This window comes from Dyadobacter chenhuakuii (genome assembly GCF_023821985.2).
Lineage (GTDB): Bacteria > Bacteroidota > Bacteroidia > Cytophagales > Spirosomataceae > Dyadobacter > Dyadobacter chenhuakuii.
In genome coordinates this window covers 1,982,967-2,006,978 of the sequence record NZ_CP098805.1, presented here as the reverse complement: position 1 = coordinate 2,006,978, position 24,012 = coordinate 1,982,967, and the positions used below count along the sequence as shown (strand labels likewise).

Annotated in this window: 19 protein-coding genes; 14 read left to right on the top strand and 5 right to left on the bottom strand. The window is 48.7% G+C overall.

The window, feature by feature from the left end:
* Both NFI80_RS08290 and NFI80_RS08285 read right to left on the bottom strand, forming a co-directional pair.
* Positions 1-267: a Txe/YoeB family addiction module toxin gene (locus NFI80_RS08290; protein WP_275978148.1), complete on the bottom strand. Its 267-nt coding sequence runs from the start codon at positions 265-267 to the stop codon at positions 1-3.
* Positions 264-527 carry a hypothetical protein gene (locus NFI80_RS08285; RefSeq protein WP_233798725.1) on the bottom strand — a complete coding sequence of 88 codons (264 nt, stop codon included), beginning with the start codon at positions 525-527 and terminating at the stop codon, positions 264-266. The genes NFI80_RS08290 and NFI80_RS08285 overlap by 4 nt, the downstream gene beginning before the upstream one ends.
* A gap of 37 nt (positions 528-564) precedes the next feature.
* Here NFI80_RS08285 and NFI80_RS08280 point away from each other — a divergent pair, with 37 nt between their 5' ends.
* From NFI80_RS08280 to NFI80_RS08265, 4 genes are all read left to right on the top strand, one after another.
* Positions 565-1,122, top strand: coding sequence for a K(+)-transporting ATPase subunit C (locus NFI80_RS08280; protein WP_235163472.1), 558 nt, complete (start codon positions 565-567; stop codon positions 1,120-1,122).
* A 135-nt stretch (positions 1,123-1,257) separates the two neighbouring features.
* Positions 1,258-2,307 (top strand): porin, encoded by a 1,050-nt coding sequence (locus NFI80_RS08275; protein ID WP_252172107.1) that lies wholly within the window; start codon positions 1,258-1,260, stop codon positions 2,305-2,307.
* Between the two features lie 208 nt (positions 2,308-2,515).
* Complete coding sequence (locus NFI80_RS08270; RefSeq protein WP_235163474.1) at positions 2,516-3,640, top strand: universal stress protein; 1,125 nt, start codon at positions 2,516-2,518, stop codon at positions 3,638-3,640.
* 22 nt (positions 3,641-3,662) lie between these two features.
* Positions 3,663-5,396: a HAMP domain-containing sensor histidine kinase gene (locus NFI80_RS08265; RefSeq protein WP_235163475.1), complete on the top strand. Its 1,734-nt coding sequence runs from the start codon at positions 3,663-3,665 to the stop codon at positions 5,394-5,396.
* An 18-nt stretch (positions 5,397-5,414) separates the two neighbouring features.
* Here the strand turns inward: NFI80_RS08265 and NFI80_RS08260 are convergent, their stop codons facing one another.
* The gene (locus NFI80_RS08260; RefSeq protein ID WP_235159045.1) at positions 5,415-6,095 is read right to left on the bottom strand and encodes a VTT domain-containing protein; all 681 of its coding nucleotides are present in this window, start codon (positions 6,093-6,095) and stop codon (positions 5,415-5,417) included.
* 158 nt (positions 6,096-6,253) lie between these two features.
* Positions 6,254-6,988 carry a FadR/GntR family transcriptional regulator gene (locus NFI80_RS08255; protein ID WP_235159044.1) on the bottom strand — a complete coding sequence of 245 codons (735 nt, stop codon included), beginning with the start codon at positions 6,986-6,988 and terminating at the stop codon, positions 6,254-6,256.
* A gap of 154 nt (positions 6,989-7,142) precedes the next feature.
* On the opposite strand from NFI80_RS08255, the gene NFI80_RS08250 reads away from it, so the two are divergent.
* Genes NFI80_RS08250 through NFI80_RS08220 form a run of 7 tightly spaced genes read left to right on the top strand, consistent with a single transcriptional unit; the run spans position 7,143 to position 19,652 of the window.
* The gene (locus NFI80_RS08250) at positions 7,143-10,529 is read left to right on the top strand and encodes a SusC/RagA family TonB-linked outer membrane protein (protein WP_235163476.1); all 3,387 of its coding nucleotides are present in this window, start codon (positions 7,143-7,145) and stop codon (positions 10,527-10,529) included.
* Positions 10,530-10,533: 4 nt separating this feature from the next.
* Complete coding sequence (locus NFI80_RS08245; protein WP_235163477.1) at positions 10,534-12,111, top strand: RagB/SusD family nutrient uptake outer membrane protein; 1,578 nt, start codon at positions 10,534-10,536, stop codon at positions 12,109-12,111.
* A gap of 24 nt (positions 12,112-12,135) precedes the next feature.
* Positions 12,136-13,077: a dihydrodipicolinate synthase family protein gene (locus NFI80_RS08240; protein ID WP_235163478.1), complete on the top strand. Its 942-nt coding sequence runs from the start codon at positions 12,136-12,138 to the stop codon at positions 13,075-13,077.
* Between the two features lie 47 nt (positions 13,078-13,124).
* Positions 13,125-15,728, top strand: coding sequence for a sodium:solute symporter family protein (locus tag NFI80_RS08235; RefSeq protein WP_235163479.1), 2,604 nt, complete (start codon positions 13,125-13,127; stop codon positions 15,726-15,728).
* Complete coding sequence (locus NFI80_RS08230) at positions 15,725-17,257, top strand: sialate O-acetylesterase (protein ID WP_235163480.1); 1,533 nt, start codon at positions 15,725-15,727, stop codon at positions 17,255-17,257. The genes NFI80_RS08235 and NFI80_RS08230 overlap by 4 nt, the downstream gene beginning before the upstream one ends.
* Before the next feature lie 6 nt (positions 17,258-17,263).
* Complete coding sequence (locus NFI80_RS08225) at positions 17,264-18,490, top strand: AGE family epimerase/isomerase (RefSeq protein WP_235163481.1); 1,227 nt, start codon at positions 17,264-17,266, stop codon at positions 18,488-18,490.
* A 1-nt stretch (position 18,491) separates the two neighbouring features.
* On the top strand, positions 18,492-19,652 hold the full coding sequence (locus tag NFI80_RS08220; RefSeq protein ID WP_235163482.1) for a sialidase family protein: 1,161 nt from the start codon (positions 18,492-18,494) through the stop codon (positions 19,650-19,652).
* 126 nt (positions 19,653-19,778) lie between these two features.
* Here the strand turns inward: NFI80_RS08220 and NFI80_RS08215 are convergent, their stop codons facing one another.
* Positions 19,779-20,297 carry a DUF4142 domain-containing protein gene (locus tag NFI80_RS08215; protein ID WP_233798711.1) on the bottom strand — a complete coding sequence of 173 codons (519 nt, stop codon included), beginning with the start codon at positions 20,295-20,297 and terminating at the stop codon, positions 19,779-19,781.
* Positions 20,298-20,560: 263 nt separating this feature from the next.
* Between NFI80_RS08215 and NFI80_RS08210 the strand changes: the two genes are divergently transcribed.
* From NFI80_RS08210 to NFI80_RS08200, 3 genes are all read left to right on the top strand, one after another.
* Positions 20,561-21,238: a response regulator transcription factor gene (locus NFI80_RS08210; RefSeq protein ID WP_235163483.1), complete on the top strand. Its 678-nt coding sequence runs from the start codon at positions 20,561-20,563 to the stop codon at positions 21,236-21,238.
* Positions 21,238-22,590 (top strand): sensor histidine kinase, encoded by a 1,353-nt coding sequence (locus tag NFI80_RS08205; RefSeq protein WP_235163484.1) that lies wholly within the window; start codon positions 21,238-21,240, stop codon positions 22,588-22,590. The genes NFI80_RS08210 and NFI80_RS08205 overlap by 1 nt, the downstream gene beginning before the upstream one ends.
* Before the next feature lie 109 nt (positions 22,591-22,699).
* Positions 22,700-23,998: a TolC family protein gene (locus tag NFI80_RS08200; protein WP_235163485.1), complete on the top strand. Its 1,299-nt coding sequence runs from the start codon at positions 22,700-22,702 to the stop codon at positions 23,996-23,998.
* Positions 23,999-24,012: the final 14 nt, after the last annotated feature.

The window sequence follows — 24,012 nt, the reverse complement described above, 5'->3', positions numbered from 1 at the left end:
TTATTGATCGTAATGACCATAAACACTCAACACAAAAATGTCACCGTCGGAAAGGACCTTATAGATCAGCCGATGTTCATCCGTAATGCGCCTGCTCCAGCATCCCTTATACTGATGTTTAAGACCCTCGGGTTTTCCGATTCCGTCGAAGGGGTGCTTTTGAATGTCGGTGATGAGTTCGAAGACTTTTTTTACAAGTCGGGGTTCGCTTTTAGACCATTGGGTCAGGTCTTCAATGACGTTAATATCAAAGATAATCCGGCTCACGAATTTCCCAGATGTTTCGCAAACTGGTCAAACGCATCTCCGTTAAAGGTGATGACATTGCCCTTCTCGAAATTTTCAAGTGACTTATCCAGCCGTGAGAAATACTCTTCCCGGGTTTCAAGGCGAAGTGTGCCTGATGAAGGCTTCTCCGTAATGCTGATCGTGATTTCAGAGTCTTGAGAACCACTTAATAATGTTCTGATTTTGTCAATCAGTTCGTCCGTGAATTCAGAGGATCGAACGCGCAGCAATGCTTCCATAGATTCCAATTTTTTTTAAAGTTAAAAATTTAAGCAAATGAAAACGAACATATTTCCCGCAATCAGATTAACGATTGTAACGCTGCTGTTTTTCTGTGTGGTTTACCCGGCTGTGGTTTGGGCAATTGCGCAAATGACGCCCGACGGTGGTCGGGGTGAGACGGTTAGTGCTGATGGTAAACGTTACTATGCCAACATTGGTCAGAAATTTACAGCAGACCGGTTTTTCAATAGTCGCCCTTCCGCTGTGGAGTATAATGCGGCTGGAAGCGGCGGGAGCAATAAGGGACCTTCCAATCCGGAATATCTGGCTGTGGTGCAGGCCAGGATCGATACATTTTTGATGCATAATCCGGGCGTTGACAAGAAAGATATTCCCGTCGAGCTGGTGACTGCGAGCGGCTCCGGACTTGATCCGGATATTTCGCCTAAGGCTGCGTTGATCCAGGTAAAAAGGGTGGCTGCTGCGCGGAAAGTTTCCGAACAAAGAGTTGCACAGCTTGTCAGCGAGCATACGGAAAAACCATTATTAGGCATGTTCGGACCAGAAAAAGTGAATGTGCTGAGCCTGAATATAGCTTTGGAAAAATTATAAAAACATGCCCTGATCCTTACCGGCAGCGACGCGGGGAGCGAGGTTTTCAACAGCGCCGCTACATTCATTTACAGTACATTTTCAATGAAAAGTTTATTATTAGCTGCATTCGGTTTAGTGATTTTAAAACCGTCTATGGCACAGGATTCCACGAAAACTTCGAACCCTGTGACAATCAGCGGATATGCAGAGGCTTATTACAATTACGATTTCAACAGGCCGCTCAACAACACGGCTCCGGGCTTTCTTTACAATTTCAACCGCATTGGCGAAGTGAATCTGAACCTCGGCTTTATCAAAGCAAACTACACAACCGACCGCGTGAGAGGTAACCTGGCCCTGGCAGCCGGAACCTACGTGAATGCGAACTATGCGGCCGAGCCGGGCGTGCTCAAAAATGTCTTTGAAGCCAACATTGGGCTGAAAATTTCAAAAAATGCGAACCTATGGCTGGATGCCGGGATTATGCCGTCGCACATTGGTTTCGAGAGTGCTGTCGGCAAGGATAACTGGGCGATGACCAGGAGTTTGGTGGCTGAAAATACGCCTTACTTTGAGTCGGGCTTGAAGCTGGGTTTTACAACAAAAGATGAAAAGCTTTATGTGTCCGCCATGTATCTCAATGGTTGGCAACGCATGCAGCGCGTGGATGGAAACACTACGCCCGCCTTCGGGACGCAGGTTACCTACAAGCCGGCCGCTAATGTCACATTGAATTACAGCACATTCATAGGATCAGACAAGCCGGATAGTGCCAGGCTCATGCGTTATTATCACAACTTTTATGGTGTTTTTCAGCTTGCCGAAAAGTTCGGGATCACGGCCGGTTTGGACTACGGAACGGAGCAAAAAGCAAAGGGAAGCAGCGAATACAACAACTGGGTGGTGCCCACATTAATCGTACGCTATTCACCATCTTCAAAGGTTAACATTGCAGCGAGGGGTGAATATTTTCAGGATCAAAACGGCGTTATCATTGCGACGGGCACGGAGAATGGTTTCAAAACTTTCGGCCTGTCCGCCAACATTGACTATGCCGTTTTCCCGGGCGTGCTCTGGCGCATGGAAGCCAGAAACCTGAGCAGCAAAGACCGGATATTCCTTGAAAGAAATCAGGCAGGCGCGGAAGCAATGTCCAGGAAGGATAATTTTTTTCTGACTACTTCGATTTCAGTTGCTTTTTAATATTTAGTCAAGTCAGTTAGATAACATATTTATTGATATTGTCTCTCATAAGGACAGTTGTCAGCCTGAGCGGAGTCGAAGGCACGTTACCAAGAAGTAGCGCGCCTTCGACTGCCCGGCGGACCGGTCCGCTCAGGCTGACAATAACACTGGCATCATTCACTGAATATTCAATTTCAAAACAAAATCAACCCTACACCTAAACCCAATGTCCGAAACCAACCCCAGCGCGCAGCATTTTCTGGATCTGATCAAAAAATCGAGGCGTGGAAAATTCAAGATTTACATTGGCATGAGTGCTGGTGTTGGCAAGACATTCAGGATGTTGCAGGAAGCGCACGCCCTGCTGCGCAATGGCATCGATGTCAAAATCGGCTACATTGAAACGCATAACCGGAAAGAAACGCACGATCTGCTCGACGGACTGCCGGTGATCCCGCGCCGCAAACTTTTTTACAAAGGAAAAGAACTCGACGAGCTCGATGTGCAAGCCGTGATTAGCCTCAGGCCGGAGGTTGTGGTGGTGGACGAGCTGGCGCATACCAACATTGAAGGCAGCAAGAATGACAAGCGCTGGCAGGACGTGCTCGAAATCCTCGAAGCAGGCATCAATGTCATCAGCGCAGTGAACATTCAGCACATTGAATCGTTGAATGAAGAAGTAAAAGGCATTACGGGCGTGGAGGTGAAAGAGCGCATTCCGGACAGCGTGCTGGGCGCAGCGGACGAGGTTGTCAACATTGATTTAACTGCCGACGAGCTCATTACGCGACTGAAAGAGGGTAAAATTTACAAGCCTGAAAAAATCCAGACAGCACTTAATAACTTTTTCAAACCCGACCATATCCTGCAACTCCGCGAGCTTGCATTGAAAGAAGTGGCGAGCCAGGTGGAGCGTAAGGTGGAAACGGAAATTCCCAAGCTGGTTGCCTCGAAAAGGGAGAAATTTCTGGCCTGTATCAGCAGCAACGAAAGCACGGCCCGGCATGTGATCCGCAAAACGGCGCGGCTGGCCAGCTATTATAACAGCAAATGGTTTGTCCTTTACGTGCAGACCCCGAACGAAAGCCAGGACAAGATTGCATTGGACAAGCAGCGGCATTTGATCAATAATTTCAAACTGGCCACCGAAATGGGCGCAGAGATCATACGGGTCCAGGATACCAATGTGTCTGAGGCGATTATACAGGTGGCCGAGCAGCGTGAAATCACTACGATTTGTCTGGGTAAGCCGCATATAAACCTGCTGCGGGTGATCCTGGCAACCAACGTTTTTAATAATCTTTTGAAAAAACTTTCATCTTCTGATATCGACCTGGTTATCTTGTCTTAGCGTAACCACTTCGCCTTTTTCTATGAAAATAAAAACCAAACTGCGACTCGGACTGGGCGTGCTGTTTCTGATGATCCTGGCATTGTCCGTGATTGCCGCGGGCTACATTTATACGCTCAAAGAAGACACTGAAAACATCTTGCAGGACAACTATAAGACGCTGGATTACAGTCGCAGCATGTTCCTGGCCCTCGATCAGATCCACCAGGGCCCCGAAGCAGGAGCCAGATTTGAGCAAAACCTGAAAGAACAGCGGTCAAATGTGACCGAGCGGGGAGAAGGGGAGGTGACCAATAAAATTGCGGGTCATTATGATTCTCTGAAAAAAGATTTGAATAACCCACAAATGCCGGTCTTGATCAGAAATGATCTGGCTGAGCTGACGCGCATTAACATGGAAGCGATACGGGCGAAGAGTGACAAGGCGCTGGATACGGTGCATTCGGCGTTTATCTGGATCGCGCTGACGGGAACCGTTTGCTTTCTGATCGCTTTGACGCTGCTGGTCAATTTGCCGGGTAATGTTGGCAACCCGATCCGCGAGCTGACGGAAAGTATCCGCGCTATTGCAGAGAAGAATTATGCCGAGCGGCTGCATTTTTCGGGTAAGGATGAGTTTGGAGAGCTGGCGAGTTCATTTAATACGATGGCCGAGAAACTCGAAGAATATGATAACAGCAATCTTTCGCAGATCCTGGTGGAAAAGAAGCGCATTGAAGCCCTTATCAACAATATGCACGAGCCGGTTATCGGTCTGGATGAAAACAAAAAAGTGCTGTTTGCCAATGAAGAAGCCGTCAAGATTACCGGCATTGCCGTGAGTGATTTATTGGGAAAATCGGCCATTGAGCTGGCAGAGCAGAATGATCTGATCCGTGCGTTGATCGAGGAAAAAGAAGGGCTGCATGCCAATAGCGCGAACGCCGCAGTGCCGTCGCTGAAAATTTATGCAGACAACAAAGAAAGCTATTTTGAAAAAGAAATCGTCGATATCACGATTGTTCCGACGGGTGAGCGACTGAAAAAATTCATCGGTCAGGTGATCCTATTGAAGAACATTACGCCTTTCAAAGAGCTTGATTTTGCCAAAACCAATTTCATCGCCACCGTTTCCCACGAACTGAAAACACCCATCGCTTCCATCAAAATGAGCCTGCAACTGCTGGAAAGCCAGCATACCGGGGATCTGAACGAGGAGCAAAAACAATTGATGTCCAGCATTAAAGAAGACAGCGACCGGCTGCTGAAAATCACCGGCGAGCTGCTGAATATGTCGCAGGTTGAAACGGGGAATATTCAGTTGAACATTCAGTCGAGCAGCCCGTATGCAATCCTGAAATACGCCGTGGATGCTGTAAAAACACCGATTGAGCAAAAACGCATCGAGCTCGTGGTGCAGGCAGAAAATCAGCTCGCCGACGTAAAGGCGGATATGGAAAAAACGGCCTGGGTACTGATCAATTTCTTGACTAACGCAGTCCGTTATTCACAGGAAGACAGCAAAATTCACATTCAACTCACACCCACACAGCAAGGCGTCAAATTCCTGGTTCGGGATGAGGGTAAAGGCATCGACAGCCGTTACCGGACCAAAATTTTCGACCGCTATTTCCAAGTTCCCGGCAGCTCAAAAACCGGCACCGGCCTCGGGCTGGCGATCAGTAAAGAGTTCATCGAGGCGCAGGGCGGCAGCATTGGCGTAACAAGCGAAATCGGGATGGGCAGCAGTTTTTACTTTGAGCTTGCCAGCGCCTGATTGCTTGAATACATCCTGTTAAATAGATTCAGACGCTTTTGGCACCTCGGAGGAAACGAATTTTGCCTTAACGAACTGCCATACGATCGGCAACACCGATAATGCAATGATGGCTAAAACCACTTTTTCAAAATTGTCTCTCACCATCGGGATGTTTCCAAGAAAGTAGCCACCAATCGTCAGACTAACTACCCATAGGATGGCTCCGATAATGTTGAATTTGAAAAACACACTATAATTCATTGTTGCAATACCCGCTACAAACGGGGCCAGCGTCCTGACTATCGGCACAAACCGGGCAATAATGATCGTTGAAGGACCGTATTTCTCATAAAATCCCTGCGTCCGCGCAAGATGCTCGGGTTTGATCAGCGCGGTTCCCATGACTTTGATTCCCAATACTTTATGTCCAAAATATCTGCCAAACAGATAATTGCAGGTGTCTCCCAGTATTGCTGCTATCAGGAGCAAAATCACAACCAGCCATATATTCAGGGATTCCGGATACTTGGCCGCCATCATGCCAGCTGCAAAAAGCAATGAGTCACCCGGCAAAAAAGGCATGAAAACAACACCGGTTTCAATAAAAATAATCATAAAAAGAATGACATAGGCCCATGCCCCGTAGTCCTGAATGATTTGTCCGAGATGCTTGTCCAGGTGAACAAACAGGTCGATGAATTGGTCAAAAACCTCCACTGTGAATGTAATTTAAACTTGACTTCAAAAACCAAAATAGATGCTGGCGTCATTAAAACGCCGCATTTTTATTTTTGCAGTTGTAAAATTACAGGTATAATGGTGATTAACCTAATGTTGGATCAAATGATCAGCCATGTTCGTATTGTTAATGAGCCTTACTTCATAAAAAGCCGTGCAAAATGATTTTCCAAATGGCTCCGCATGGCATTGCGCAACTGCTCGGAATTCCCGTTTTCAATAATTTCCACCAGTCCTTTGTGCGAGACGAAATTTGCATTCGATGAATATTTGCGCAGCAAACCGCTTTTGTGCACATAATCGAACACGGGTAAAAGCAACCGCTGGAATTTTTTCATGGTCTCATTGCGCGTGATCTCATAGAGTTTTCCATGAAATGCGATCTCATGCTCGATCTGGAAAAGCATCCGGTCCGAGGATGAGGGCTCGGTTTCCACGAGAACTTTCAAAGCAACGATATCATCGGGCGTAACGCGCTCCATAATAAAGTCGGCCATCCCGATTTCCAGCGACAGGCGCATTTCAAAGATCTCTTTCAATGTATTGCCATCCAGGATCTTCGGGTTCATGCTTTTTTCCAAAATTGAAACCAGGTCGGGGCTGGTGATCACAGCGCCGCGGTGCTTTTTGGATTCCACCAATCCCATCAGCCGCAAGCGCAGCATGGCCTCCCGCACCACCGTCCGGCTTACCCCAAGCGACTGCGCCAATTCCAATTCTTTGGGGATGGAGTCGCCCACTTTGAAATTCTTTTCAATAAATAAAGCAATCAGGTTACTCTCAACTTTGTCTACCAGCGAGCTGGTGTCAATGCTCTTGATGTTGTGAAAAATGTCGTCCATTTGAAGCGTAAGGCGTATTATGTATGACAAATGTGCGGGTTTTCTTCCAATCCGCAAGTGGATTTTTTTATTATCAATTTACCATCATAAAAAATAATTTTCACAAGATGCTTGGAATCAACACCGTTAACCCTTTACCTTTATTATGTCATACATAATACAAATCCTAAAACTTAACCTTTTTATGAAATTCAACATTACGCGCCTGAAAGTGCTTTTGAGCCTTGCCGGGGTTTGCCTGGCAATGGCTCTGCAAGCGCAGTCGGGGAGGTTACTCACCGGCAAGGTGATTTCCGAGGACGACAAGCAACCGCTTCCGAACGTCACGGTTTTGCTCAAAGGAAAAAGCGTTGCCACAGAAACTTCGGTGGACGGCGATTATTCGATCCAGGTGAGCGGCGGCGATGTGGTGCAGTTCAGAATGGTGGGTTACGTGATCCAGGAAGTGCCTGCGGGCGCGGCTGCGACGCTGGATATAGTCCTTAAACCGGATGTTTCCTCGTTGAATGAAGTCGTGGTAACCGGTTATGGATCAGCCAGTCGGACCAAGATCACTTCGTCCATTGCCAAGCTGGACGCCAAGGTTTTGGAAACGGGTATGCGGTCCAATCCGGCCCAGGCGCTTGCCGGGACCATTGCCGGTGTGCGCGTATCGACGGCAACGGGCCGCCCCGGCTCAGTAGCAACCATCACGTTGCGCGGCGGGACCAATTTCGACGGCAGCGGAAGTCCGCTTATCGTAGTGGATGGACAGGTGCGCGGCTCGCTGAGCGACATTAACCCGGATGACATTGAGAGCATGGAAGTGTTAAAAGATGCTTCTGCCACAGCTATTTACGGAGCGCGCGCCAGCAACGGTGTGGTGCTGATCACTTCCAAAAGAGGGAAGGCCGGTTCTTCTTCTATTACATTTAAATCCAAAACCGGGATCAACTTCCTGAATGTGCCTTACGACTATCTCAACGCGGAAGATTACATCAAATGGACGCGGATGGGCGTGGTGGAAGCCATTAAGAACGGCGTTACCACTTCATCGCTGCTAAGCGGCGTTGGTCCGCGCGGCACAGGCAACTTATATAAAGATGCAAACGGCAACATTCTGGACGGAAACTACGATTCCCGCGCGATATGGAGCACGATGCGTCTCACCGACCAGAACCGCGAATTGCTGAGTGCTAACGACGGCTGGAAAACGATGAAAGATCCTATTAAAACCAATGAAGCAGGCGCTTACGATCCCAACGGGACGAATGCGGATCTGATCTACAAAGGCTTCAATTACGGAGATTATGCATTCAAATCGCCCGCTATTTCTCAGGATTATAACATTGGGATGAATGGCGGAAATGAAAAAGGCGGTTACTATGCTAATCTGGGCTATTACAATGAAGACGGACTGTCGCTTGGCACATTCTATCGCCGGTTAACCTTTACATTGAATGGTGATTACAAGATCAAAAGCTGGCTGAAATCAGAGAGTAGTCTGGCATTTGCACGTGCTAACTGGCGGGACCAGTCGCTGCAAAACGGCGAGGCAAACTACTGGGGCAGAATGCTTTCCGCGCCGCCTACGATGCGCGGGACGAATGCTAACGGAGAGCTGATCCTCGGCCGCGATGCCAACGACGGCAATCCCAGCCTGAACCTGGACAAGTACAAAAGAAGAAACCAGTCCGACAAATTCACGCTCGGGCAAGCATTTAAAGTTGATTTCAGGAATGACTTGTTTTTGCGCGTGGGCGGGATATTAATGTACGACGAAGCCGAAGCCGAATCCTTCAACCGCGACTTCCGGATCGGGATCATGAGCGCGACGAATCCGAACACAGGCTGGAACAGGGACAGGGCTTCATCCGCAGGCTTCGACCGCACCATCCGTCAGACTTACAATGCCATTTTGAACTATAAGAAATCATTCCTTGGCAAAAGCTACATCGACGCCATGGCCGGATTTGAATATTACGACGAAGCCACACGTGGTTTCTCCGCAGCCGGCAGACTGGCGCCCACAGACGATTTTCAGGATCTCGGCCTGACGATCAACGACGCCAACACGCGCAGCATCGATTCCTACCATACCCAGGAACGCATTATCTCGGGTTTTGCCAGATTGAATTATGACTACGACGGCAAATATCTGGCTTCGTTTACAGTTAGACGTGATGGTTATTCGAGGCTGATTGGCGATAATCAATTTGGCACTTTCCCGGCATTCTCCGCGGGGTGGCTTGTGCATAAGGAGGAATTTATGGCCTCTACCCAGCAATGGCTTTCTTTCCTGAAACTGCGTGCGAGTTATGGAAAAAATGGCAACATCGGCATTGGTACCAACAACGGAATCGGTGTTTATGAGTTGCAGGGCGCTTATAATTCGCAAATTCCCTACAATGGGAGCATTGGATTTTTGCAAACCGGCGTAGCCAATCCGAACCTGAAATGGGAGAAAAGCAATACGGTGGAAGCAGGCGTGGAAATGGGATTCTTTAATAACCGCATTACAACCAACATTGCCGTTTACAACCGCGTGACTACGGACAAAATTGCCAGCGTATTGCTGCCGACATCCGCAGGTGTGACGAGCATTCGTACCAATAACGGGAGCATGCGCAACCGCGGCGTGGAGCTGGAAGGAATTTTCAAGGCGGTCCAAAAACAGGATTTCACGGTGCAGATCGGAGCGAATGCGGCTTATAACAAGAATCTGGTGCTGAAATTGCCTTTCAATGGCAATGCCAATAACCGCCAGGGCGGGCAGCGCATTTACGATCCGCGGTCAGGCAATGTGATCTGGGCGGGCGGCTTGCAGGAAGGGCAGGAGCCGGGGGAAATTTTTGGTTACGTGAGCGATGGCATCATCCGCACGGGCGAAGATCTTGACAAATACAACAAAATAGACATCGCCGCCGGCGAAGTGCAATATGGCGCGTCGGCCGGAAAACGGGTGGCAAGCAATGCATTGATCAATTCTAAAAATCTGAACAGGGCCACTTACATTTCGACGCAATTGGGCGATATGATGTGGAAAGATCTGGATCAGAACGACACGATTGATACGCGGGACATGGTTTCACTGGGCCGGACGATTCCAAGATGGACGGGCGGTTTCAACACGACGATCCGCTGGAAAAACCTCTCGCTTTTCGCGCGGATGGACTTTGCACTGGGACACAAACAAATGGATTTCCAGCAAATGTGGTCGCTGGGCAGCTTCCAGGGTGAATTCAATGCAACCGAAATGGTAAAAGAAACCTGGACGCCCGACAACCCGGATGCAAAATATCCGCGCTACACCTGGGCCGATCAGCTGAATTCCAAGAATTTCGACCGCCCGAGCAGCATGTTCTGGGTGAACTCGTCTTACCTCGCATTCCGCGAAGTTTCCCTGAGCTACACTGTTCCCTCATCGCTGTTGCAGCGGGCTAAAATTGCCGGGTTAACATTCACCGCGACGGGCCAGAACCTGGGCTATGTGACCAACAAAATGCTGAGCCTGCCCGAGCGCACCGGCTCGCAAAACAGCGCTTATACTATTCCTACAACCCTTATTCTCGGAGCCAACTTCACTTTTTGACATGATGAAAAAAATCAGAATTTACATCTGCTGGGCACTGCTTTCGGTGCTGGGCAGCTCCTGCCAGGATGCGCTTGAACTCGTTCCGCAGGATTATTTCGGGGACAGCAACTTTTGGCAGAACGAGTCGCAGGTAAGCAATTTTATGGTGGGTTTGCACAAGCAATTCCGTGATAATCAGTTTCAGTTTCTGCGCCTGGGCGAAATGCGCGGTGGAAATTACAGCACGGTCGACCGCCAGGCGACGTCCCTGAACGAGTTGCCCGTGATCGAACAGCGGCTTGAAGAAACGTCCTCAGGCGTGAACAACTGGGCCGGATTCTACGGGCCTATTTTGCAGCTCAACTTATTTATACAAAAAGTAGAAGCCATCACATTCCTGTCCGAAACGCGCAAAAGTTACCTTTTGGCCCAGGCTTATGCCATGCGCGCTTACTATTATTTCCACTTGCTGAGAACTTACGGCGGCGTGCCGCTTGTGCTGGAAGCGGATGTTTTGAATGGGACCACCGATGCGGTGATTTTGCGGAAAGCACGTGCAGCCGAGGCGGATGTGCTGGCGGCGGTGAAGGCGGATGTGAACAAGTCGATCTCGCTTTTTGGCGTGCAGGCTGCGGTTACTGATAAAAGTCAATGGTCGCCCAATGCAGCTTTGATGCTGAAAGGAGAGGTTTTTCTGTGGTCTGCCAAAGTGTATGGCGCAACAGCCGATCTGGCGGAAGCTAAAAAAGCATTGAATGCAGTGACCGGCGCGGCATTACTTCCAAATTTTGCCAATGTATTCGCCTATAATCAAAAAAATAACAACGAGATCATCTTCGCGATCCGTTTCCGGGTGGGCGAGGCTGAAATGAGCGGCGTGGCGGCTTACACTTACTCGACTTTCAACTTCAACGGGCTGCATTATAAAGACTCGACGGTGAGCGCAGGCGTAGGAAATTTCCTCGTGGACCCGCTCGTACTGGCCGCGCCTAATTCGCAGCAGGTGATCCAGCGGTATGCTTATACGTTCGAGCTTTTCCAATCTTATGATGTGGCCGACAGCAGGCGCAACGCGACTTTTTACGATTATTACAAAGTAAATACAGACGTGAAACCCAATGTGACCACGATCAAGAATACAGCATTGGTCAAATTCCTGGGAACAATTGATGCCAACAAGCGCTATTTCTCCGACGACTGGCCCGTTTACCGCGAAGCAGATCGTCTCCTAATGCTGGCCGAAATCACGAATGCAGAGGGCGGCGATCCCACACAATTCATTCAGCCCGTGCGTGACCGCGCGTTTGCGCCTGCGAAAGATCCGAAGCCATTTAAGAATGCAGGGAAAGATGCCAACGAGCTGGCGATTTTCGAGGAGCGTACCAAAGAATTTGTACACGAAGGAAAGCGCTGGTACGACCTGCGCCGGATGAAGTATGCCGCTGAACCTCTTATATTTAAGAGTACAAACCATCCTTACGGAGTCCTGGACAAAACCACCCAGGCGTACCGGATTTTGTGGCCTATCGAGGCTGCCATCTGGACCAACGATCCGCTTGTGGCGCAGACGCCGGGTTACACCACTGCAAGACCTAATTAAGCATCAGATTTTCACTAATATATTATGAATTTACATTTGAAAGGCCTCATTGCCGCTCCGTTTACACCCATGCGCGCCGACGGCAGCCTTAACCTGGATTTGATCCCGGCTTATTATCAATTTTTAAAACAAAACGGCATCAAAGGCGCATTCATCTGCGGCTCCACGGGTGAAGGTGTTTCCATGACCGTTTCCGAGAAAAAGCAGGTGGCCGAAGCATGGGCAGATTGCGCCGGCGACGACATTGATTTTACCATTATGCCGCTGCTCGGCGGAACCTGCCTTGCCGATTGCATTGAGCTGGCCAAACATGCCCAGGAGATTGGATTGGACGCGGTTTCGTTCACGAGCCCGTTTTATTTCAAACCCGCCAATGTGGAAATGCTGGCGGAATGCATTATCGCCATTGCCGAACGGGTGCCGGACATGCCGTTCTACTATTATCACATTCCGGTGCTGACCGGCGTCGGTTTTGCCATGTTCGATTTGCTGAAAGCCATTGACGGGCGAATTCCCAATTTTGCGGGCATCAAGTATACGCATGAAGATTTTATGGATTTTCAATCTTGCCTGAATTTTCAGAACGGCAAATATGATATGCTCTGGGGACGTGATGAAAATATGCTTTCTGCGCTGGCTGTGGGCGCGAAAGGCGCAGTAGGAAGCACATTTAACTATGCCGCGCCACTGTATCATGCACTGATCGAGGCATTTGAACAAAATGATATGGCCAAAGCGGGCGCGTTGCAGCAGCAGTCGATTGATATGATCCGCCTTTTGGGCAAATACGGTGGAATTTCCGTTGGTAAGGCTTATATGAAGGTTGTTGGGATGGATTGTGGTACATTTCGCCTGCCGGTAAAAAACATGAGCGAGGCGCAGTTTGACGCATTCCAATCGGACGTTGCCGCGCTGGATTTTGATACATTTAAATCAGGCCAGGCGATGGCCAAAACCACTCATTGATGCAGCGCCAGATTCCTTTTCTCTGTTTTCTACTTTGCTTACATTTTATGTGGTCACCAACCCTGCATGCCCAGGATCAAAAGGCGAATGAGATCGTGTGGACGGAATTAACCAACCTGCCGCCCGCATCCGACGGCCAAAAACAGCTGGGCGTAGCCGGTGCATTCACTGGCGTGCACAATGGTGTGCTCATCGTGGGCGGCGGCGCTAATTTCCCCAATGGTATGCCCTGGGAAGGCGGCAAAAAGGTGTACCGTGATGAGATTTATGTCTTGCAGAAAAAGCAGGATGTATACGAATGGATCGCTGCCAACACAGCTCATTTGCCCGTTAAAACGGCTTACGGAGCCAGCGCGACTGTCGCGGACGGCATTGTTTGTCTCGGCGGAGAGCAGGAGAATGGCGTGAGCAACAAGGCATTTTTAATGCAGTGGAATGCTGCAAAAAAAGAAATAATTTCTAAACCCTTACCGGATATGCCGGTTGCGCTGGCCAATGCCGGCGCGACCAGCATTGGTAACGTCATTTATGTGGCAGGCGGGGAAAATAATGGCAAGCCGTCCAGCCAGTTTTTTGCATTAAACCTCTCGGATGCTGCGCCGAAGTGGGAAATCCTGCCCGCATTGCCGGTTGCCATGTCGCATTCGGTGGTGGTGACGCAGCACAATGGCAAGCAGCCGCAAGTGTATGTGCTGGGCGGAAGAAGCGCGACGGCGAGTGGGATCAGTGATTTGCATAGCAGCAATTTTACGTATGATCCGGCCAAAAAAACGTGGCGGAAACTGGCCGATATCAGTGATGGAAAGCAGGTTACCACCTGGTCGGCGGGGACGGGCGTGGCCAGCGGCGCCTCCTACATCCTGCTCATCGGCGGGGACAAAGGCAATGTGTTTCACCAGATCGAAACATTCAATGCGCAGATTGCAAAAGCAGAAACCGCAGCATTGAAACAAAAACTGCAAGCCGAAAAAGTAGCGCTGCTGACTTCCCATGCAGGTTTCAGCAAAGACATTTATTTATACAACACCATTACTAACGCCTGGACTACCCTCGACGCGCTGCCCGGCCCGGCGCAGGTCACGACCACTGCCGTGAAATGGGACAACGACATTTTCATCCCCAGCGGCGAAATCCGCCCCGGCACGCGCACACCCATCATTACCAAAGGCAGCATTCAGCACAAGCCATTCTTTTCCTGGATCGACTCGGCCGTTTTGGGCATTTGTTTCCTGTTGATGACGGCCGGACGATTCCTTTTTACCGGCAAGACCAGCAACACCGACGACTATTTCAAAGGTGGCGAGCGCATTCCGCAATGGGCTGCGGGCATCAGCATTTTCGGAGCGAAACTCAGCGCGATCACATTCATGGGCATTCCAGCGAAAACGTACGGGACCGACTGGACGTACTTTTTCCTGCTTATGACTATCATTATGGTGATGCCGCTGGTGGCCCGTTATTTCATCCCGTTTTACAGAAGGCTGCACGTGACGTCGGCATATGAATACCTGGGTAAGCGCTTCAATTACGGTTCGCGCGTGATGGCGTCCTCACTTTACGTGCTGCTCCAAATCGGCCGGATGGGCATCGTGGTGCTGCTTCCGAGCATTGCGCTCACGTTGGTAACGGGCATCGACATCAACATCTGCATCATTATGATCGGGGCGATCAGCATTTTCTTTACCGTCAAAGGCGGCATTGAAGCCGTGATCTGGGTGGAAGTGATCCAGGTTCTGATCCTGGCGACCGGTGCGTTGTTCTGTCTGTTTTACCTGCCGTTTCACATCACCGACTGGGATGCAGGCTTCAAGGCATTGGACAACGCCGATAAATTAAAGGTCTTTGATTTCCGTTTCGATTTCACCGAACCCACATTCTGGGTGGTGGTTATCGGCGGGCTGGCTATCAACTTACTGACTTACGGGACAGACCAAACCACCGTACAGCGTTACCTGACGACCAAATCCGAAAAAGAATCGATTAAAAGTCTGAAACTCGGCGCGTGGCTCACATTGCCTTCGACATTGGTTTTCTTCTCGATCGGGACTTTGCTGTTTTTGTTTTTCCGCGAGCATCCGCAGGAGGTTAATATGGCTTTGAATGATCAGGACAACATATTTCCGTGGTATATCGTGAGCCAGCTTCCGGCAGGATTGTCGGGGTTGCTTATTGCAGGCATTTTCGCCGCAGCGATGAGCAGCACAGAGGCGAGCATGAACTCCACGGCAACCTTGCTGACCACCGATTTTTACCAAAAATTCAAACCCGAAGTCACACCGAAACAAACGCTGTTCTTTGCCAGAACCACAACATTGTTACTCGGCATTTTCGTAACCTGCATCGCGCTCTACATGGCGCATAAGGGCGTTTCTTCGCTTTGGGATAAGTTTAACACCATTCTTGGCTTGTTCACAGGCTGTATCGGAGGCGCATTTATTCTCGGCATTTTCACCAAAAAAGCCAGCGGAAACGGTGTGATGATCGGTATGGCGATCAGCTGCTTCACGCAGATCCTGATCCAGCATTACACCAGCGTTCATTTGCTGATGTACGCCTTCACCGGCCTGGTAAGCTGCGTCGTTTTCGGTTATTTATTTAGTTTAATGATGCCCGCAGATCGTGATTTAAAGGGGTTAACAATGTACGAATGATGGTCAGATTCCTGTTTTTGCTGCTGCTGAATGTGCTCGCTTTTGATTTTTCCAAAGCCCAAAATGGCGTGGATAGCAAGCTTACATTGGCCCCGGTTTTCTCGGATCACATGGTTTTGCAAAGAAACAAGCCTGTTAAAATCTATGGAAAAGCGGCAAGCGGGAGCAATGTTACAGTTCAGTTTCTGGATCAGACAATGCGGGCAAAAGCGGATCAATCCGGGAAATGGGATGTGGTTTTTCCGGCTGCGAAAGAGGGTGGTCCGTATGTAATTTCCGTTGCGGCTAATGACCAGAAAATCAATGTTAATGATGTGCTGATCGGGGATGTGTGGCTTTGTTCGGGACAGTCGAACATGGATTTTGCATTGCGGGATGCGCAAACGGGCCCCGACGAATTGCAGGCGGGTCCGTTAGATCCGGATATGCGATTGCTGAAAATGGCGGGCGCTGTTTCGACGGGTGACGTAGCCTGGGATTCCGCATCATTGGAGAAGGTTAATAGATATGAATTTTTCTCAGGCAAATGGAAATCGCCCGATAAAGCATCCGTCGCCTCGTTTTCAGCGATCGCTTATTATTTTGGTAAACAAATAAAAAAGGAAACCAATGTGCCCATCGGCCTCATCCAGGTCGCATTGGGCGGCTCTCCGACGGAATCCTGGATCGACCGCGCACTTTTGGAAAAAGATCCGCAATTCGCCGGCATGCTCGGTGACTGGTCGCATTCCGACCTGGTTATGGACTGGTGCCGCGAACGCGCTGCCAAAAACATTACTAATGCCCGATCCAAAGATCAAAAGCACCCTTACCAGCCTGGTTACAGTTTCCAGGCAGGCATCGCGCCGCTCACCGGTTTCCCGATTACGGGCGTGATCTGGTATCAGGGCGAAAGCAATGTGTTCAATGTGCCGCTGCACGAGCAGCTTTTTACTATGCTGGTGAAAAGCTGGCGCGAAAAGTGGAATGATACATTTCCATTTTATTATGTCCAATTATCCAGCATAGAACGACCCTACTGGCCCGAATTCCGGGATTCGCAACGAAGGCTGCTGACTAAAATTCCAAATTCCGGCATGGCGGTCAGCTTCGACTTTGGTGACTCACTAAATGTGCATCCGACCCGTAAAAAGGAAGTAGGGGAGCGGCTGGCATTGCTGGCGCTCCGGGATCATTATCAAAAGTCAGTTATGGCCAATGGTCCGGTTCCTGAAAAAGCAACGTTAAAAAACGGAGCGATCCGGATTCAGTTTTTAAATAAAAAAACAACATTAGATCATAACAAGGCTTTGCCAAAACAAAAGCTTTTAACCAAAAACAATGCGCCGCTGACCGGCTTTGAATTGGTAACCGAGAGCGGCAAACGACTCGTGGCCAATGCCAGAATTGAAGGTGACGAAGTGATCATTCATGTTCCTGCTGGCGAGCGGATCAGGACTGTTTTATACGCCTATCAGCCATTTACACGTGCAAATCTTTATAATGAGGCGGGTTTGCCTGCTTCGACTTTTTCAATAGCAGTAAAATAAAAAGCAATGCATTACACAAAATCAGAACTGGAAAACCTGGGGGATTTTTACAAAAATCAGCTGCTGAACGACACGTTGCCGTTCTGGTTCCCGAGGTCGCTGGATGAGGAGTTTGGCGGATATCTCTTAATGCGTGATCACGACGGAACATTGATCGACGACGACAAGGCCGTCTGGATCCAGGGCCGCACGGCATGGCTGCTGGCGACTCTATATAACACCGTGGAGCCGAGGCAGGAATGGCTGGAAGGTGCTAAATCGGGCATTGAGTTTTTAAATAAACATTGTTTTGACACCGACGGGCGCATGTTTTTCCACATGGCGCGCAACGGTGAGCCCATCCGCAAACGCCGCTATTTCTTCTCCGAAACATTCGCCGTCATCGCCCATGCAGCCTACGCAAAAGCCAGCGGCGACCAGGAAGCGGCTGAAAAAGCGCGCAGTCTCTTTGGCAAATGCATTGAATATGCGACCACTCCGGGACTGCTCGAACCGAAGTTCACATCCACGCGCCCGGCCAAGGGAATCGGTGTGCCGATGATCCTTATGAACACCGCCCAGCAACTCCGCGAAACCATTGGCGATCCGCGTTGTGATGCCTTGATCGACCAGTTTATTGAAGAAATAGAAAGGGATTTTGTCAAAGACGACATTCAATGTGTGATGGAGCAAGTGGCGCCGGATGGCAGCATTATCGACCATATCGATGGCCGCACGCTCAATCCGGGGCACGCGATCGAAGGAGCATGGTTTATTTTACACGAAGCCAAACACCGCAATAATGATCCGCGTCTGATCGCGCTGGGCTGTAAAATGCTCGATTATATGTGGGAGCGGGGATGGGATAAGGAGTTTGGAGGCATCTATTATTTCAGGGATGTGTATGGCAGGCCGGTGCAGGAATACTGGCAGGATATGAAGTTCTGGTGGCCTCATAATGAAGTAATTATCGCCACGCTGCTGGCTTATACGCTTACACAGGATAAAAAATATGCGAAATGGCACACCTTGGTGCACGATTGGGCCTACACCCATTTCCACGACCAGGAGCAAGGCGAATGGTTTGGTTACCTGCACCGCGACGGAAGCGTAGCGCAGACGGCCAAAGGTAATTTGTTCAAAGGCCCGTTCCACCTGCCGCGACAGGAATGGTATTGTGCACAGCTAATGCAGCAACTTGTCGGAAATACAGCGGAGACAAACATTTTGGAAACAGAAAAACAGAACTTTTGAAATGAATATCATAAAATTCACCCTCATTGCATTATTGATTTGTCAACTTGTCGTTCACGCGCAGACGCCCGTTTTCATGTCGGGCGCAGAAGGTTACAAGTCATTCAGGATTCCCGCCATTGTACGTGCGCCGAATGGTGACTTGCTCGCATTTGCCGAAGGCCGCGTGGCCGGAAGCGGCGATTTTGGTGACATCGACATTGTGATGAAACGCAGCAAAGACAAAGGCAAAACCTGGTCACTATCACAAGTGGTGGCGGGTTATGACAAGCTGCAAGCCGGAAATCCAGCCCCGGTGTTCGATCTGAGCGATCCGGTTTTTCCGAAAGGGCGGCTGTTTTTATTTTTTAATACAGGCAATAACCACGAAGGCGAAGTCCGCAAGGGCAAAGGACTGCGTGAAGTCTGGTATATAACTTCCACAGACGCGGGCGCAACCTGGACCGAACCTGTGAATATTACTACGCAGGTTCACAAACCCAAAATGCCGGATTTGAATGCGGCTTATAATTTCAGTGAAAACTGGAGAAGCTACGCCAACACGCCCGGTCACGGCATGCAACTTACCGAAGGCCCATATAAGGGAAGGATTTACATTGCCGCCAACCATTCCGCGGGCGATCCAAAGCCAAAAAGTGCAGATTATCAGGCGCATGGCTTTTACAGCGATGATCACGGCAAGACATTCAAGCTCAGCGAAACCATTTCTTTTGAAGGCTCGAATGAAGCTACGGCGGCAGAAATTTCAGGTGGAAGGGTGATGTTCAATGCAAGAAATCAGCAGGGCGATGTGCGTGCGCGCATTGTGGCGATCAGCAGCGATGGCGGCGTGAAATGGGATACCACCTATTTTGACCATAACCTGCCCGATCCCGTTTGCGAAGGAAGCATTCTGACGATTGGCAAAAACAAAAAACAAAACATCCTCGCATTCTCCAACGCAGCCGACACCAAAAACCGTGACAATCTCACGTTAAGGATCAGTTTTGACGATGGGAAAACCTGGACGAAGCAATATCTGGTAGACAAAAGCAAAAACGGCGAAAGGGATTACACTGCCTATTCGGATCTGGTGCAGACGGGGAAGAAAAGTGTAGGGGTCCTATATGAACTCGATGGCTACAAGTCCATTGTATTCAAAGACATTAAACTGGAATATTAAAATCCTTGCAGTTCTGATAACCATCATTAATGCTGTTAACCCTGGCAGGAAATAACAGCATCAATGATGGTGAATTTTTTATTTTGCAAACAAATGGCTGTCAAGACTTTACATTAGCATTGATTTTTACCAAAGCCAGTCTTTAAGCTTTTCTGCTTTTTCAAGATGGTGGTGAAGCGTGGGCAGCTTGCCGCTCGCGAAGGATTTTGTCTCCTCATCCTGGCCTAAAATAATCTCTGTTTTGAAGAGATCGATTGTTTCTACGTGGGAAACAACCATCATCATCATGTAAGTGGAATCAAAAGCCATTCCGTTCAGGGAAGCCAGGCTATCCAATTTTTTCTGTTTTGCCTCTGAAAGCATCATTGGCAGATCCACCATTTTTTTGGCAGCAAGCGCTTTCAATTCGTCGCTGGCCTTACCGTGGTCCATGACCATATGATGACCATATTCTCTCACAGAATCGACAACTGCTTTCATTGAAGCCATTTCACCGGCTTTGATTTCAAACATATTCCCATCGGCAGCCTTGATCATGAACTGTCTGTCGGCTTCGGCAACCATACCAACCCCTTCGTGGTCTGTACAAGAAATGACTGCGGACCCAAGAGCCGCCATTAAACAAAAAAGTACGCGCTTTTTCATACGTAGTTTTGATGAATTGATAAATAATAAATGAACGTTAGTTAACATCGCATATGTAGTATTGCGATTTCGCGCCCCGGCTTTAAAAAACTGTTCCAGAAACGCGTATCCCAGCAACTTGCAGCCATTTATTTTTTCGCAGCGTGTAGTCCGCGCCGGATTAGAATCTTATTATAATGCGGCGTTTCGCGTTTGAATCAGAACCAAACCTTTTTTCCTGACATTCTTTTGTTGGGAATGCCCGTGGTTTTGAAAAAATAGCGATGAAAATACTCATAGTAGAAGACGATGTCAGGATTAGCCACTTCTTGCAAAAAGGTTTGCAGGAAGAAGGAAACCATGTGCAGGTTGCAAGCGATGGTTACGAGGCCCGGGACATGATCCAGGCTGATCCCTGGGATCTGTTTATTTTGGATGTAATGTTGCCCGATATCGATGGATTACAGCTTACCCAGTTCATTCGTTACAAAAAAATTGATACACCGGTTTTGATGCTCAGTGCACTTGGCCAAGCCGAGGATAAGATCAAGGCACTGGATATCGGCGCGGACGACTATCTCGTAAAGCCGCTGCACTTTCCCGAACTCTTATCCCGGATCAAAGCGCTCAGGCGACGTTATGAGCTGCACTATTCCAAAGACAAAGTGATCGAATGCGGTGGTTTGTCCGTCAATGTGGATGCTAACACGATTGAGCGTGAAAAACTGGAAATCGTGCTTTCGGCGAAGGAATTTAAGCTGCTCGTTTTTTTGCTTGAAAACAAAAACCGCATTGTGACGCGCACGCAGATATTGAATGTTTGTTGGAATACGAATACAGACACATTCACAAATGTTGTGGATGTTTACATTTCCTATTTGCGGACCAAAATCGATAATCCGTTTCCTGAAAAGCTCATTAAGACCGTGAAAGGCCGCGGCTACATGATTTCCTGCCATTAATGAAAATACAGCACAAGCTTACCCTCAATTCCTCACTCGTCTTCGGGCTCGTTTTCACGGTTGCCTCAGCGCTCATTTATATTAGTTTTAAAAAATCAGCAGAGAATATTTTCTTCGCTGAACTCGCGCGGACCGCGAATCTGACGGCTTCATTTTACCTTGAAGAAGACGAATTAAGCACGCGGGAATATCAGCGGATTGAAGAAAAATTCCTGAATGCAAGCGCCAATCAGGAGATCCGTCTGTACGACAAGACCGGCAAGATCCATTACGGCAAAGCCGATCCCGACACCAACATTACGATTAAAATCCTCAAAACGATCCGATCCAACAGCCGCTACAACTTCAAAGTGGGCGATGCTTTTTACTATGCCATTTACTACAGGGATAATCAGGGTTCATTCAGCATCATTATCAAGGCCCATAATCCCACATTGCAGGCGCAGGAATGGGAACTGATTAACATTCTCGGGATTGCATTAGTGATTGGTCTGGTGGTGATCGTTGCAGTGAGTTATACGCTTTCGAGGCTGGCATATGAGCCTGTTCGGCACATTATAGGACAGGTCAAAACGATTGATATGACCGGAAAACGGCATCAGCTTACCTATCCCGATACAAAAGATGAGCTCGAAGATCTTTTCAAGGAATTCAATTCCATGCTCGAAAAGGTTTACCAAAGTGTGCAGATTCAGAAGAATTTCATCAGCCATGCCTCCCATGAATTGAAAAGTCCGCTCGCTTCCATTGTCGGGAACCTGGAAGTGCTTTTGCATAAGGACAGAAAAATTATGGAGTATAAAGACGTGAACCAGCAAGTGCTGAAAGATGCCGAACGGCTCGAAAAAATCCTTCAAAATCTGCTCGTACTCGCTGGTTTGGAACAATCCGGACCGATGAAAAACAGCCGGGAACGTATGGACGAGATCCTATGGGAAGTCCTCGACCAGCTTGCGAAGGAATATCCATCCACCAGGATTAATCTGCAATGGAACCTTTCCGAGGACAAGCAAGAATTGCTCCTTTTTAACTGTGTCCACACGCAGCTTTACATTGCTTTGTATAACCTGATTGAAAATGCTGCCAAGTTTTCGGATGGCAAGCCGGTTGAGATAACTGTCAGTGAAAGAAAGGCAAAGCTGCATTTGCAAATCCGGGATAGGGGCATAGGGATCAGTAAGGAGGACCTTTTGCACATTGCCGAGCCATTTTTCCGGGGTCAGAATGTGAGTAAAACCAGTGGTAGCGGGCTTGGAATGGCCATCTCGAAGAAAATTCTGGACATTCATCACATTGATATGGATATCCGGTCGGAGCGAGAGGAGGGAACGGTTATCAGTCTGCTTTTCTAAGAAATTTTCTCATTTAGATTTAATGTTGGCCTCATGCAGGTTTAATGTTGCTCAAAGAAGCGTCTAATGTTGCGCGGGTAATTTTGTGCTTTTAACAAACCCGTTCGTAGTGAAGGCACACATTGCATTAGTAATCCTCCTTTTTATAACCATTATTTTTCCGAAAGCGTCCTATGCTGCCGAGGACACATTGCGCGTTTCGCAAAAGCAGGCAGAAGCCTTGTTTCTGAACAATAACCTGGATTTGGTTGCGCAAAAGCTTAGCATTCAGCAAGCCGAGGCGCAGATCATCCAGGCGAAACTCTGGCCTAATCCCGAATTCAGTCTGGATGAAGTTAATCTTTGGGCGACGCAGAACCAGCTTTCGTCAGGTGAGACGATCCCGCCGCTGATCGGGAATTTTGGCAAAAATCGCGAGTTCACTGCCGAGCTCAGCCAGCTTATCGAAACGGGTGGAAAACGTAGAAAACGCATCGCATTAGAAACCGTTTCGCGTGACATTTCAATCGAATATTTCAGCGAGCTGCTGCGGGAACTGCGAACGCAGCTGCGCAAAAACTTTTACGAGCTTTCATTCCAACAATCCTACTTATCCGTCCTGAATGGTCAGTTAAGTGCACTGGATCAGCTGCTGGCGTCATTTGAAAGACAATATGCGCAGGGAAATCTGGGCAAGCAGGAGCTGTTCCGGCTCAAAGCCTTGCGGCTTGAACTGAACCAGCAAATGCTCGAATCGCAGCGGGAAGTGCATGCCGCGCAAAAGGACCTGGGCATCCTGCTGAACATTCCTGCGAGCAAATATCTGGTCGCCGGTGAGGATCCGAATCCAACATTTGATTCGCTGAACAAATTATCACTCGAACAACTCATCACAACCGCACTTTCCAACCGTCCCGACGGCAAGATCAGCATTCTTGAACAGAAATGGTCTGAAAAAAAATATGATTATGAATACGCCCGGCGCAAGCCTGATCTCACATTGGGCTTGAATTATGACCGTGGCGGCAATTTTCTGCTCAATTTCTTCGGGTTTGGATTAAAAGTCGATGTGCCTGTTTTCAACCGGAACCAGGGAGCCATACTGGATAGCAAGATTGGCATCGACAAAGCCAGGATCGCAGCCGGGCAGAAGAACAAAATGATCGAGGCGGAAGTGACAGGCACATTCCGTGACCTGCAAAAAAGCCTGCAAGCATTCCGCAGCCTGGAAAGCTCCTACGACGCCGATCTCGATCAGGTTTTCCGGACTTATACCCAATATTTCCTCAAAAGACAGATCAATATGGTCGAATATCTCGACTTTTTCGACGCCTACATTGCCAATAAACGCACCATTCTGGTCACCCGGAAGCAGTTGCTCGACAAACGGGAAGAGCTCTCATTCATGACCGCCAGCGACATCGATTAGGCATTCCGCGAACA